Source organism: Nonomuraea sp. NPDC003727 (genome assembly GCF_053586935.1).
The window spans coordinates 1-13,834 of sequence record NZ_JBSFNE010000023.1 but is presented as its reverse complement, the minus strand read 5'-3'; the positions used below and the strand labels follow the sequence as shown (position 1 = coordinate 13,834).

Annotated in this window: 10 protein-coding genes; 5 read left to right on the top strand and 5 right to left on the bottom strand. The window is 71.3% G+C overall.

The window, feature by feature from the left end:
* Positions 1-161: 161 nt before the first annotated feature.
* From ACWDLG_RS38225 to ACWDLG_RS38215, 3 genes are all read left to right on the top strand, one after another.
* Entirely contained in the window at positions 162-1,721 is a 1,560-nt protein-coding gene (locus tag ACWDLG_RS38225; RefSeq protein ID WP_449929449.1) for a chitinase, read from the top strand.
* Positions 1,718-3,394 carry a fibronectin type III domain-containing protein gene (locus ACWDLG_RS38220; RefSeq protein ID WP_449929447.1) on the top strand — a complete coding sequence of 559 codons (1,677 nt, stop codon included), beginning with the start codon at positions 1,718-1,720 and terminating at the stop codon, positions 3,392-3,394. Before ACWDLG_RS38225 ends, ACWDLG_RS38220 begins: the two co-directional genes overlap by 4 nt.
* A 182-nt stretch (positions 3,395-3,576) precedes the next feature.
* Positions 3,577-5,436 (top strand): chitinase, encoded by a 1,860-nt coding sequence (locus ACWDLG_RS38215; RefSeq protein WP_449929445.1) that lies wholly within the window; start codon positions 3,577-3,579, stop codon positions 5,434-5,436.
* A 75-nt stretch (positions 5,437-5,511) separates the two neighbouring features.
* On the opposite strand, the gene ACWDLG_RS38210 is transcribed toward ACWDLG_RS38215, so the two are convergent.
* A complete protein-coding gene (locus ACWDLG_RS38210) occupies positions 5,512-7,476 on the bottom strand; it encodes a molybdopterin-dependent oxidoreductase (RefSeq protein ID WP_354920273.1) in 1,965 nt (654 codons plus the stop codon).
* A gap of 95 nt (positions 7,477-7,571) precedes the next feature.
* Here ACWDLG_RS38210 and ACWDLG_RS38205 point away from each other — a divergent pair, with 95 nt between their 5' ends.
* Positions 7,572-8,909, top strand: a complete 1,338-nt coding sequence (locus tag ACWDLG_RS38205) for a hypothetical protein (protein WP_449929443.1) — start codon at positions 7,572-7,574, stop codon at positions 8,907-8,909.
* A gap of 195 nt (positions 8,910-9,104) precedes the next feature.
* Here the strand turns inward: ACWDLG_RS38205 and erm are convergent, their stop codons facing one another.
* Both erm and ACWDLG_RS38195 read right to left on the bottom strand, forming a co-directional pair.
* Positions 9,105-9,920, bottom strand: coding sequence for an ErmE/ErmH/ErmO/ErmR family 23S rRNA (adenine(2058)-N(6))-methyltransferase (erm, locus tag ACWDLG_RS38200; RefSeq protein WP_449929442.1), 816 nt, complete (start codon positions 9,918-9,920; stop codon positions 9,105-9,107).
* A 289-nt stretch (positions 9,921-10,209) separates the two neighbouring features.
* Positions 10,210-10,623, bottom strand: a complete 414-nt coding sequence (locus ACWDLG_RS38195) for a hypothetical protein (RefSeq protein WP_449929441.1) — start codon at positions 10,621-10,623, stop codon at positions 10,210-10,212.
* A 96-nt stretch (positions 10,624-10,719) separates the two neighbouring features.
* On the opposite strand from ACWDLG_RS38195, the gene ACWDLG_RS38190 reads away from it, so the two are divergent.
* Positions 10,720-11,382: a hypothetical protein gene (locus ACWDLG_RS38190; protein WP_449929440.1), complete on the top strand. Its 663-nt coding sequence runs from the start codon at positions 10,720-10,722 to the stop codon at positions 11,380-11,382.
* A 211-nt stretch (positions 11,383-11,593) separates the two neighbouring features.
* On the opposite strand, the gene ACWDLG_RS38185 is transcribed toward ACWDLG_RS38190, so the two are convergent.
* Both ACWDLG_RS38185 and ACWDLG_RS38180 read right to left on the bottom strand, forming a co-directional pair.
* Positions 11,594-12,271, bottom strand: coding sequence for a helix-turn-helix domain-containing protein (locus ACWDLG_RS38185; protein WP_449929438.1), 678 nt, complete (start codon positions 12,269-12,271; stop codon positions 11,594-11,596).
* A 10-nt stretch (positions 12,272-12,281) separates the two neighbouring features.
* Entirely contained in the window at positions 12,282-13,409 is a 1,128-nt protein-coding gene (locus ACWDLG_RS38180; RefSeq protein WP_449929436.1) for an AI-2E family transporter, read from the bottom strand.
* Positions 13,410-13,834: the final 425 nt, after the last annotated feature.

The window sequence follows — 13,834 nt, the reverse complement described above, 5'->3', positions numbered from 1 at the left end:
CCACCTGCGACAACGGTCGCGCTCCCCGCCCGGTCCCGCGGGGCAGCGCATCGCGCCGCGCCGTCCCGCCGGCCCGGGAGGTCGTCGCGCGGCGCGCCCTCGCCTGACTCGCCCTGACAGCCCCTGCAAAGGGCGCGCACCCCCCGAAAAGAAGGAACAGCGTGAGATTACGCGCATCAGTGGTAGCCCTGATCACCCTCGCCTTCGCCTTGGTCGCCCCGCCCGCGCACGCCGCCGGCCTCACCGCCACCTTCGCCAAAGCCGCCGACTGGGGCTCGGGCTTCGAGGGCAGGGTCACCATCACCAACGGCACCTCCGCCCCCGTCTCCTGGAACGTCCAGTTCGACGTGCCGGCCGGCTACTCCATCCCGTCGGCCTGGGACGCCACGATGTCCCGGAGCGGCCAGCACTACACCTTCACCGCGCCCGGCTGGGCCGGCCCGCTGGCCCCCGGCGCCACCACGACCTTCGGATTCAACGGCAGCCCCGGCAACTTCCCCGGCGTCACCGGCTGCACGATCAACGGCGCCTCCTGCGGCGGCGGCGAACCGCAGCCGGGAGTCCCCGGCCAGCCGGGACCGGTCACCGCCACCTCCACGACCTCGTCCATCTCCCTGTCCTGGGGTACGGCCGGCGGCACCGTCACCGGCTACCGGGTCTACGAAGACACCACGCCGAAGACCACGGTGACGGGCACCACCGCCACGATCACCGGCCTGGGCACCTGCGAGACGCACACCTACACCGTCAGGGCCTACAACTCCGTCGGCGAGTCGGCCGGACGCGACGTCACCGGCACCACGGCCGGATGCACCGCGGGCCCGCTGCCCCGGCACTTCCTCACCGGCTACTGGCACAACTTCGTCAACCAGGCCGTCGAGCTGAAGCTGTCGGCCGTACCCGACGAGTACGACCTGGTCGCGATCGCCTTCGGCGAGGCCACCGCCACCCCGGGCGAGGTCGTCTTCGGCGTCGACCCCGGCCTGGCGACCGCTGTGGGCGGCTACACCGACGCCCAGTTCAAGGCCGACGTCGCCGCCCTCCACCAGCGCGGCAAGAAGGTCATCCTGTCGGTCGGCGGGGAGGCGGGCCGCGTCCAGGTCGCCAGTGCCGCCGCGGCCACGAAGTTCGCCGACACCGTCCACGCCATCATGCAGGCCTACGGCTTCGACGGCGTCGACATCGACCTGGAGAACGGGCTCAACGCCACCTACATGGCCCAGGCCCTCAGGTCGCTGCGGGCGAAGGCCGGCTCCGGCCTGATCATCACGATGGCGCCGCAGACCATCGACATGCAGTCGACGGGCGCCGAGTACTTCAAGCTGGCCCTGTCGATCAAGGACATCCTCACCGTCGTCCACACCCAGTACTACAACTCGGGCTCCATGCTCGGCTGCGACCAGAACGCCGCCTACTCCCAGGGCACCGTCAACTTCATGGTCGCGCTGGCCTGCATCCAGCTCGAGAACGGCCTGCGCCCCGACCAGGTGGCGCTCGGCCTGCCCGCCGGCCCCGGCGCGGCAGGCGGCGGCGTCGTCGCGCCGAGCCTGGTCAACCAGGCGCTCGACTGCCTCGCCAAGCGGACCGGCTGCGGCACTTTCGTCCCTCCCCGCGCCTACCCCGACATCAGAGGCGCGATGACCTGGTCCATCAACTGGGACGCGAGCAACAACTGGAACTTCGCCAAGACCGTCAAGCCCCACCTCCAGGGAATGCCATGAGACGCATGATGCTCGCCTTGCTGGCCGCCTTCGCCCTCGCGGTCACCGGCCTCGCCACCTCCACGCCCGCCGCCGCGCAGGGCGTCACGGTCGCCGCCTATCCCGCGTGGCAGGCCTGGACGTCGTACACCATCGGCACCCGCGTCACCCACAACGGCGTCGACTACGAATGCCAGCAGGCGCACACCTCGCAGCCCGGCTGGGAGCCGCCCAACGTGCCCGCCCTGTGGAAGACGGTCTCCGGCGGCGGAGACACCACCCCACCCTCGGTGCCGGGCGACCTGCGCGCAACGGGCAGCACCTCCAGCAGCATCTCGCTGGCGTGGAACGCCTCCACCGACAACGTCGGGGTCAGCGGCTACAACGTCTACCGCGGCTCCACGCTGGTGACCACGGTCACCGGCACCACCCACACCGACACCGGCCTGGCCTCGGGCACCAGCTACACCTACACCGTCCGCGCCCGCGACGCGGCCGGCAACCTGTCGGCCGCCAGCGCCGCGGTCACCGCCGCCACCTCCGGCGGCACCGGGGTGCCCGGCCAGCCGGGCGCGCCCACCGTCACCGGCGCCACCGACACCTCGATCTCCCTGTCATGGGGCGCGGCCGGCGGTACGGTGACCGGCTACCGCGTCTACGAGGGCTCGACCCAGCGCGCCCAGGTCAGCGGCACCTCGGCCACGATCTCCGGCCTCGGCGCCTGCACCTCGCACACCTACACCGTCAGGGCCTACAACTCCGCGGGCGAGTCCGGCTCCAGCGCCTCCGTCACCGGCTCCACCACCGGCTGCCCGACCGGGGCCCGCATGCCCGGCGCGCCCTACCTCTACATGGGCTGGGGCAACCCGCCCAACCCCGGCACCGTCATGGACGCCACCGGCGTGAAGTCCTTCACCATGGCCTTCATCCTGTCCAGCGGCGGCTGCACCCCCGCGTGGGACGGCAACCGGCCGCTGACCGGCGGCACCGACGCCCAGGCGATCTCCACGATCAAGTCGAAGGGCGGCAGCGTCCAGGTCTCCTTCGGCGGCTGGCAGGGCAACAAGCTCGGCCCGAACTGCTCGACCCCGCAGGCCTTCGCGGGCGCCGTCCAGCAGGTCATCAACGCCGTCGGCCCCGCGGTCGTCGACTTCGACATCGAGAACACCGACGAGTTCGAGAACTACACCGTGCAGGACCGCATCCTGAACGGCCTGAAGATCGTCAAGCAGAACAACCCGAACGTCAAGGTCGTCGTCACCTTCGGCACCACCAGGACCGGGCCGAACGCCCACGGCGTCCGCCTGGTCAACCGCGCCAAGGAGCTCGCGGTCCCGATCGACAACTACACGATCATGCCGTTCGACTTCGGCGGCTCGGACATCTACACCGACACCGTCAACGCCTCCGAGGGCCTGAAGAACACGCTGAAGAGCGCGTTCGGCTGGACCGACGCCCAGGCGTACGCGCACATGGGCATCTCGGGCATGAACGGCCTGTCCGACCAGCAGGAGCTCACCACGCCCGCCACCTGGACCCAGATCACCACCTGGGCCAGGTCCAAGGGCCTGACCCGCCTGGCGTACTGGGCGGTCAACCGCGACCGGCCGTGCCCCGGCGGCGGCGTGACCTCCAACTGCAGCGGCATCGCCCAGACCGAGTGGGAGTTCACCAGGACCACCGCAGGGTTCTGATCCAGGCCCACCCCCGGCGCTCCCCCCTCCGGAGCGCGCCCCCCTGGCGCTCCCCTCCGGAGCGCCCGCCCGGCGCTCGCCCCTCCCGAGCGCCGGCCCGGCTCCCGTCCCGGGAGAGCTCGCCTCCTCTCCCGGGACGGGAGGCCGCACCCCCCACGCACCACGATCGAGGAACCGCACGCATGAACCTGAGCAAGCCCGCGGCCGCGGCCGCCCTCGCACTCGCCATGGCCGTGCTGCCCCTGACCCCCGCCCACCCCGTCACCGCCGCCGGCATCACCGCCGACATCACCGCCGGCCCCGCCGCCAACCTCGCCGCCAACATCGCCGCCAACATCGCCGTCAACCCCGGCTTCGAGTCGGGCCTGGCCGGATGGACCTGCTCGCTGGCGACCACGGTCTCCAGCCCCGTCCACGGCGGCACCAAGGCGCTCCAGGGCAGCCCCGCGGGCACCGACTTCGCCCGCTGCGGGCAGACCGTCACCGTCCAGCCGAACACCGCCTACCAGCTGTCCGCCTGGGTTCAGGGCGCCTACGTCTTCCTCGGCGCCACGGGCACCGGCGTGAACGCCAGCACGTGGGGCGCGCCCGGCGCCACCTGGCGGCAGCTCACCACCTCCTTCACCACCGGCGCGAGCACCACCGCCGTGACCGTCCACCTCAACGGCTGGTACGGCCAGGGCCCCTACCTGGCCGACGACGTCGTGCTCGACGGCCCGGGAGGAGGCGGCGACACCACCCCGCCCACCGTGCCGGGCAACCTGGCCGTCGGCGGCCCCACCAGCAGCTCGCTCACCGTCACCTGGTCGCCGTCCACCGACGACTCCGGCACCGTCGCCCGCTACGAGATCTCCAGGGACGGCGCCGCCCCCACCCAGGTCACCGGCACCTCCCACACCGCCACCGGGCTCAACCCGGCCACCACCTACCGGTTCAAGGCGCGCGCCTGCGACCCGTCGGGCAACTGCTCGCCGTACACGCAGGAGGTCAGCGGGACCACCTCGACCGGCGGCGGAGGGCCGAGCAGCAGGGTGATGGCCGGCTACCTGCACGCCTCGTTCGCCAACGGCTCCGGCTACGTCAGGATGGCCGACGTGCCCGCCGAGTGGGACTTCGTCAACCTCGCCTTCGGCGAGCCCACCTCGGTCACCTCAGGGGACATCAGGTTCGCCAGGTGTCCGGTCGCCGAATGCCCCAACGTCGAGTCCGAGGCCGACTTCGTCGCCGCCATCAGGGCCAAGCAGGCCGCGGGCAAGAAGGTGCTCATCTCCATCGGCGGGCAGAACGGGCAGGTCCAGCTCACCACCACCGCCGCGCGTGACACGTTCGTCGCGTCGGTGTCGGCGATCATCGACCGTTACGGCCTCGACGGCCTCGACGTCGACTTCGAGGGCCACTCGCTCTACCTCAACCAGGGCGACACGAACCTGAGCAACCCCACCACCCCCGTCGTGGTCAACCTGATCTCCGCGCTGAAGGCGCTCAAGGCCAGGTACGGCGCGCGGTTCGTGCTGACCATGGCGCCCGAGACGTTCTTCGTGCAGCTCGGCCACCAGTTCTACGGACCGGGCCCGAACGGCACCGCCGACCCCAGGAGCGCCTCCTACCTGCCGGTCATCCACGCGCTGCGCGACGACCTGACCCTGCTCCACGTGCAGGACTACAACTCCGGGCCGATCATGGGCCTGGACGGGCAGTACCACACGATGGGCGGGCACGACTTCCACGTGGCGATGACCGACATGCTGCTCGCCGGATTCCCCATCATGGGCAACACCGGCAACGTGTTCCCCGCGCTCCGCCAGGACCAGGTCGCCATCGGCCTGCCCGCCTCGCCCAACGCGGGCAACGGGTTCACCACCGTCGCCGAGGTCCAGAAGGCGTTCACCTGCCTGGCCAAGGGCACCGGCTGCGGCTCCTACCAGCCGAGGGGGGTGTACCCGAACCTGCGGGGCCTGATGGCCTGGTCGGTCAACTGGGACCGGCACAACGGCTTCGAGTTCTCCCGCTCGCACCGCCCGTACCTGGACAGCCTGCGCTGACGGCCTGCGCTGACGGCCTTGCGCCGGCGGCCTGCGCTGACGGTGTGTTGATGGCCGGGGGATCGCGGGCGGGAGTCAGCCCTCCTGCCCGCGATGCCTGACCATCACCGTCGGCTTCACATGATGTCCCGAGCCCGGCGGCCGGTAGATGGGCAGCGCCTCGCCGTACTCGTGCATCCAGTCATGGTCGACGAGCGTGTGCATGCGGCCCGTCAGGGTCAGCCACGGCATGCCCTCGGGCCGTACGGCCGGCCCCGGCACGGCGGCCAGCAGCGCCGCCGTCTCCGGGTAGTTGCGCTCCACGACGCGGCCGCCCACCATGTCCCTGCGCCTGCCCAGATGGTCGACCGACAGCTTCGCGAACGTCTCGGCCAGCAGCCCCACGTCGGGCAGCGGCACGTCGGCGTACTGGGAGGGGCCCACCAGCAGGTCCAGCTTCCCGTTGACCAGATGGTGCTCGAAACACGGGTCGGCCAGGTCGCCGTGCGCGAGCGTCAGCACCCTCGGCCAGTTGCGCGGGTCGTCAGGCTCGTCGCAGGCGCGGCGCCCCGGGTCGCCGTCCGGGTCGAGCGGGTTGCGGTCGTACTCGGGCGACATGTGCAGCCACCCCTCGCGCACCGCCTCGGCCAGCACCGGCCACGGCGCCCGGTCGTTGAACAGCCCCTCGCCCAGCTGCCAGGACAGCATGCCCACGTCGGTGCAGTCGTAGCGCCACCGGTCGGCGTGCAGGTAGAAGTAGAGCCCCGTCTCCACCACCCGCTCGCTCTCGGCCCGCGGCCCGCCCCAGCCGCCGCCGCGCACCCCGGCCGAGCCCGTCAGCACCAGCAGCGCGAGCATCGCCCGGTGCGCGGTGTCGGCGTGCTCGGTGCCCAGCCGTCCCGGCATGATCATGCACCTGCCGCCGGTGCGCAGCGCGGTCTCGGCCAGCTCGCGGGCCACCTTCAGCGCCCGCGCGGCGCTGACACCGGTGATCGGCTCCTGCCAGCCCGGCGTGTACGGCTCCCGCGCGTCGTCGTAGCCGGCCGGCCAGGCGCCGGGAAGCCCGTCACGCGCCACGCCGTACTGGGCGAGCAGCAGGTCGTAGACGGTCGTGACCACATGGTCGCCGACCCGCATGACGGGCACGCCTCTGCGCAGCACGCCCGATCCCTCGTCGAAGCGGGGGAGCAGCAGCTCGACGCCGTCGCCGGCCGTGCCGTACACGGTGAGCGCCGGGTCGGTCTCCAGTGTCAGGTTCCAGCGGGCGGGATCGCGGCGCAGGCCCAGCGACCCGTTCGGCACCACGGGGGCGCCGTCGCCGTCGAGCAGCACCGTCTTCAGCGCGGCGGTGGGCGAGGTGTCGCCCAGGTCGGCGGCGGTGAGGAAGCGGTGGGCCACGTAGCCGTCGGCGCGCTCGCGCAGCCGCACGAGGAACGGCAGGTCGGTGCGCTGCTTGGCGTGCTCGGCGAACGCCGGCCGCTCCAGGTGGAACTCCTTCAGCAGCACGTGCCCCATCGCCATGGCGAGCGCGGCGTCGGTGCCCGAGCGCACCACGACGGTCTCGTCCGACAGCCGCATCGGGTGGCTGCCGATCGCGACCACCTTCTGCCCCGGGTAGCGCCCGGCCACCAGCCAGTGCGTGTCGGGCGAGCGGATCGCGCGGTCGTTCTCGCCCCACATGACCGCGTAGGCGGCCTGCTCCCAGTCGGCCGGCTCCGGCACCTCCGAGCAGGGGCCGAAGACCTGCGCGGCGACCAGCGGCTGGTCGAACAGGACCGTGCCGCCGATCAGGCCGACGAACCTGGCGATCATGGACGTGGAGTGGGCGGCGACCCGATCGGGGCCGTAGGCGGCGATCGTGTGCACGTGGGCGGCGGCGACGATCTCGGCGACCTCGTCGTCGCCGAGCGGTGCCACCTCGCCGCCCCTGCCGCGCTGGTAGGCCTGCCGTACCTGTGGATTGGCTGTGAGTTGCGCCCAGGCCGCGACAGGGTCGGCGACCCTGCCTCTCGCCTCCCGGTAGAGCCCGACCAGCAGCGCGTTGCCCCGTGATCCCCCCATGCTTCTCATTGAACACACTGAGTGACGATCCGGGGTGCTGCGACCCGCCTTATGGGTGGCAGTACCTCCGATCGTGAGGCAGGCTAGGAGCCGCCATGGACTACGCAGTGCTCACGGGGATCGTCCTCGTCTCAGGTGTCGTGTTCGCTCTCATCGCGCAGTGGCGTGACTGGCGACCCCCGCTCTGGCTCGCCCTCGCGGTGGGCATCGGGGTCCGCGTGCTGATCATGTACACGTCGGCGATCGACACCTGGCAGCCTGTCGACTTCGTCAACAGCTTCAAGCCGGCCGGCGAGGCGGTACTCAACCGGCAGGACCCCGTCCTGGGCAGCAACGGCGGGTGGCACTTCCTTCCGACCATCCCCTACGTCTACGGGATCCTCCTGTGGCTGGGCATCCCCTGGGAGTACGCGGGCCGCCTGGTCACCGTGGTCGCCGACATCGTGCTGATCCCGCTGGTCGGAAAGCTGGCCGGCGGCCCGCGCGCGTCTCTGCGCGCCTTCCAGTACGCGCTCAACCCGCTGGCGCTCCTGGTCGCCTCCGTCCATGGGCAGGTCGAGCCGGTCGCGCTGGTGTTCGGCGTGGCGGCCTTCGTGGTGGCGCGCGGTCCCGGCCAGCCCGACCGGCACGGCTTCACGATGACGGTCCGCGAGGCGGTCGCCAGATTCGACCTGCGGAAGGTCCTCACCTTCCGGGCCGCCGAGGCGCCCGCCTACCGCAGGGCGATGTGGGCGGGCCTGCTGATGGGCCTGGCGCTGTGCGCGAAGAGCTGGCCGATCTGGCTCATCCCCGGCATGGTCCTGCTGCTGCCGAACTTCAGGGCGCGCCTCATCGGGCTGGCCGCCACCGGCGTCCCGCCGGTGTTCTTCCTCGTCACGCTGCCGATCTTCGCGGGCACCTCGCTGGCCGACATCCCCAAGGTGATGGACGTCATGAGCGACATCCGGCCGATCGTCGGCGAATGGGGCTGGACGGCGGTGCTGGTCGGCGGCGACTGGACGCTCCACTCCGCCTACGCCAAGATCGGCACCTACCTGATCTACGCGACCGTCCTGGCCGTCTGCTGGGTGTGGCGCAAGGCCGACCCCGTCGACATGACGACGGCGATCCTGCTGGCCTTCATGGTCGTCACCCCGCGTCTCGGCGCGCAGTACCTGCTGTGGTTCATGCCGTTCCTGGTCGCCAGGCCCACCCGCTTCGCCTGGCCGGCCATCCTCGGCACCTCGCTGTGGGCCGCGATCGGCTACCTCTGGATGAGCCAGAGCTGGTACGTGTGGTCGTCCTGGCATCCCGGCTGGGCGATGGCCTCCATCGTGCTGCTGCCCGTGCTGGCCGTCGCGCTGCCGTGGGACCGGCGGACCTCCGTCGCCGTGCCGGCGACCGCGACCCGGACCACCCCGGCCAAGCCCGACGCGGCGGGCGTCACCGGCTGACACCGTGCCGCCCGACCGTCACCGGCTGACACCGTGTCGCCCGGCCGACACCGGACGGCCTCACTTTCGCCCGACCGTCACCGGCCTCGCTTCCGCCTGGCCATCAGTGGCTGACCGCCTTCAGGCGGGCGTCACCGGCTGACCAGCCGGCTCGGGGTGTGGGCGGGCGGCGGCCGGACCGCCGCCCGCCGGCGCTCAGCGGTGCAGGTTGGCGTGGAGCGTCACCCACTGGTCCGGGTGAACGAAGGCCACGACCGTGTCGCGGGCGATGCCCGCCCGGTCGAAGGCCGCGGCCACCCCGCCGCCGAAGTGTCGCGACAGCGTGGCGAACAGCGAGCCGCCCACGCCGGAGAAGCCCACCTCCACCAGCTCCTGCCACGCCCCGCCGTCGTCGACGAGCGGCGCGGGCCGGCGCTCGATGCGCAGGATCGCCGAGTCGACCGACGGGACGGGCCTGAAGCTATCCCTGCCGATCCGGCCGACCAGCTCCCACGAGAACCACGGCCAGCTCTCGACGGTGAGCAGGCTCCACCTGCCGTAGTCGCCGCTGCGCTTGCGGGCGTACTCCAGCTGGGTCAGCAGGGTCGCCGACGTCAGCTCGGGCGCCCGCAGGCACCAGTCGACGATCTTGGAGGTGATCCCGTAGGGGATGTTCCCCACGACGGCGAACGGCTGGTCCGGCGGCCGCGTCGCGGTGAAGTCACCCTTCACGATCTTGAGCTTGGTCCTGGCCCTGAGTTTGGCCACCAGCAGCGGGTCGATCTCGTACCCCACGACCTCGGCGCCCGCCCGCGCCAGCGCCGTCGTGAGCACCCCCTCACCCGCGCCGGGTTCGAGGACGAGACCGCTCGGTCGGGCCGCCTTGACGATCAGGTCGACGGCGTTCCGATCCACCAGGAAGTTCTGCGACAGCTCGCGCCGCGCCCGATCTCTGGGCGTGCGACCGCCACCGTTGTTCCTGACCTTCTTCTGGGTGTGTGAATAGTTTCCGTGCGCGAAGTTCTGCGCCACAGCAAAAGCCCTTTCGGGTCCTCGAGACGAAGGGGATCTCGACGGGCCCTGGGCTCGCGATCTACGAAGCTAGCGAGCCAGAGCCCGGCCGCTGCGCAGACGCATGAAACAGATGCATGACATGCCAGCAGGCTAAGGAAGCCGGCCCGAGATTGCGACATGTTTTTCGGGGCGGGACGGCTGCCGTACCGGCCGAGGGGCCGACCCGCCGGTCGGCCGAGCCCGCGCTCGCCGGTCTGCCGTGCCCCTCCCTACCGCCGCCCTCTGGCATGTCGCCCTGGGACGCCGCCTATGGCGTGATGACAAGCCGGACGAGATGCCCATGCGTGGCGTATCCGGGAGGATCACCCGGCAGCACGCCCGTCACGCACTCGAAGGTGTCCGGGCCGCACTGCCGGACGAAGAACGACGGCTCGGCGATCGCGGCCAGCAGCCTGATCGCCGCCCGGTGCGCCTCGATCCCCTCCAGTGGCTCGTCGGGACGGGCGGCCACCTCGTAGACCCCGCCCTCGACCAGCCGCTCAGCCACCACCCGCCAGCCGGGGACGGCGCGCAGGTGTGGCAGCAGGTGCGCGTCGGGGTCCTCGGTCACCCACCCGTCCCGCGCCATGACCGCCGCCAGGTCCTGTACGGCAGGCCGCATCGCCGAGGCGTCGCCGACCCCGGTGAACCGCTCGTCGTCATCCCATCGCCGCTGCTCCATGCCGGTGATTGTCGCCGCCGCAGCGAGGTTTCCCAAGAGCCGGCGCGGCCGATTCCTACAAGCTCCGGCCGGCCCGCCCGCCGTAGGGTCGACGGCATGGAGAACAGCCCGGAGCGCTACATCCAGCTCAATGCCCGCCTGCTCGACAGGCTCAGGTACGAGGCCCTCTTCAAGGGCGGCTCGAAGGAACGGGTCCTGCGGGCGTTGCGCGCGTACCAGAACCCCGACGGCGGGTTCGCCCACGCGCTGGAGCCCGACCTGCGCGGTTCCACCAGCCAGCCGGAACCCGTGGAGATGGCGTTCTGGATCCTCGACGAGCTCGACGCCTTCGACGACCCGATGGTGGCCGCCGCGTGCGACTACCTCGTCTCGGTGACGGCGGACGACGGCGGCGTGCCGTTCGTGCTTCCCAGCGTGGACGAGGCGCCGCACGCGCCGTGGTGGCGGACCGACGCCGACCCGCCCGGCGACCTCATCCCGACCGCCTCCATCGCCGGGCTCCTGCACAAGCACGGCGTCGCCCATCCATGGCTCGGGCCCGCGACATCGTTCTGCTGGAACGCCATCGCCCGGATCGAGAAGACGACGCCGTACGAGGCGCGCGCGGTCGTCACCTTCCTCGACCTGGTCGACGACGGCGAGCGGGCACTGGCGGAGTTCGCCCGGCTCAAGGACTCGATCCTGGCGGTGGTGTCGCTCGACCCCCACGCCGGCGGCGAGGCGCACTTCCCCCTCGACTTCGCGCCCGCCCCGATGTGACGGCTGCCGCTGTTCACGGACGAGACCGTCGCACGGCACCTCGACGCGCTGCTGGAGACCCGGACGCCCGAGGGCGGCTGGGAGCCCGACTTCCTCATGTGGACGCCCGTCGTGCGGCACGAGTGGGGCGGGCATCTGACGCTCGCGCGCCTCAACACGCTGCGCGCCTACGGCCGTCCCACCCCGTGACCCGGGGAGTGCGGGCCTGCGGTCAGCCGCCGTCCGTGGAGGAGGCGGGTGGGGGAGCCAGCAGGCGACTCATGGAGACACCACTCAACCGCTTGACGTCGTGGGCGAGGTGCGCCTGGTCGGTGTAGCCGCTCTCGGCGGCCACCCGTGCCAGCGGCACCCCCGACCTGGCCATGCGCAACGCCCGCTGGAACCGCACGATCCGCTGCAGCACCTTCGGCGCGTAACCGAACGCCGCCACCGCGCGCCGATGCAGGTGACGCTCGCTCAGCCCGAGATCCCACGCCACCTGCCGTACCGAGGAGCACTCGCGCAGCGCCACCGCGATGGCGGGCGCGGCGGGGTCGGGCGGCGGCGTGGCGCGCAGCCGTACGGTGAGGTCCTCCAGCGTGAGGTCCGCCGGCAGCCCCAGCTCCTCGAACGGGATCCGGCCGTCGCGCAGCTCCTCGACCGGCACGCCGAGCGCCCCGCCCAGCGCGCCCGGCTTGAACCTGATGCCCTGGTAGGCGTCGCCCGCGCGCATCCGCACCGGCATGGGGCCGGTGTCGGGGCCGGCCACGTGCGGGCCGTCGGGACCCCAGATCAGGTCGACGCACGCGTCGGGCACCACCAGCTGGACGCCCTCCTCGGCGCTGTCCTGCGCCCAGAGGCAGGCGACCCGCGCGGCGAGTGCCACCCCCGGAGCGCGTTCGACGTACATGGAACCCACGCTAGGCGCCGGGGCCGACACTTTCGCCGCCAGGAGGGCCGGCCCCGGCCCGGCCGGTGCCTGCCGTACTCGACGCGGGCTCGGGAACGGGTGCCGGGGTGGCGTCGCCGGAGATGAGAGCCGCCGCCCACCGGGCGGCGGGATCGCTGTCGATCAGCACGGCCCGCGTGAGCAGGCTGAGCGGGATGGCGAGCAGCGCGCCCAACGGCCCGAGCACGAACGTCCACACGATCAGCGACAGCAATGTCATCGTGGTCGACAGGCCGACCGCGTCCCCCAGGTACTTCGGCAGGATGAACGACTGGAACACCACTTTGATCACGCAGTAGGCGACGATGACGAGGATCATCTGCTGCACACCGCCGTCGAGCAGGGCGAGGAGCGCGGGAGGCACCAGTCCGAGCACGAAACCGATGTTCGGGATGTAGGTGGTGATGAGCGCCAGGACACCCCACAGCAGCGGTAGCGGCACGCCGAGGAGCGCCAGCGCGACCACGTCGAGCGTCGAGCAGATGAGGCCGAACACGGTGGAGACGACCAGGTAGCGCCGGGTCCTGCCGGCGAACGTGGTCAGCGCGGTGACCAGCGCCGGGCTGCGCTCGCTGCCCGAGGCGAGGATCTTCGAGGTGACCGGCGCGTCCAGCGACATCGCCAGCAGCAGCACCACCATCAGGAACAGGCTGGACAGCACGCTCAACAGGCCGGTCAGCAGCGTCTGCACGAAGCCCAGCACCTTGCCTGGGTCGAACGCCCGCAGGGCCGAGGCGAGCTGCTCCTCGCCGAACCCCTGCCGGGCGGCGAAGCGCTGCGCCTCGGTCAGGAGTTCCTGGAACTGCGTGGCGTAGGTGGGCAGGATCGTGGCCAGCTGCATGACCGACACCGTCAGCACCGCCACCATGCCGAGCAGGACCAGCACCAGGATCAGGAACGGCACCGCCACCTGGATCCACGCGGGCATGCCCCGCCCGCTCAGCCACGAGCGCACGGGGGAGACCGCGATCACCAGGACCAGGGCCAGAATCACGGGGCCGGCGATCGAGGAGACTTCGCGCAGTCCGAACAATGTGACGACCGCGCTCGCGGCCGTCACCAGGACGATCAACGCGCGTGGCGCAGGGTGATCACTCACCCGTGGTTCATACCCATCAATACCGGTTTGTTACGGCAAGACGGGATGTGTTGGCGCACATGGCGGTGCGTTGATTTGACGGGGGACGGAGTCGTACATAGAGTTCACCAGTCCCACCCAGTCGGCGTTGATCGTCGGCTGTCCGGGGGAAACCTCCTCAAGCGCATCCTTGCCGGTGGTCGTCATGTCCGTCGGCGGGTCCGGTTCGACAGGAATCGGATGCGGGAGTAGTTTTGAGGAGTCGCCCGGAAAAAGATGGGGCGGTCGAAATTCTCGGCAGGTTTCGCGAAAAGAGTCAATTTGACTCGGATCGCGGGGGCTGAAAGAATAGAGACACAACGAACGAAGCGAGTGCGGCCGGGTGGTTGACGGTGAACGCGTCCGTTTCTTGAGAACTCAACAGTGTGTTAAAAGCCAGTGCATGA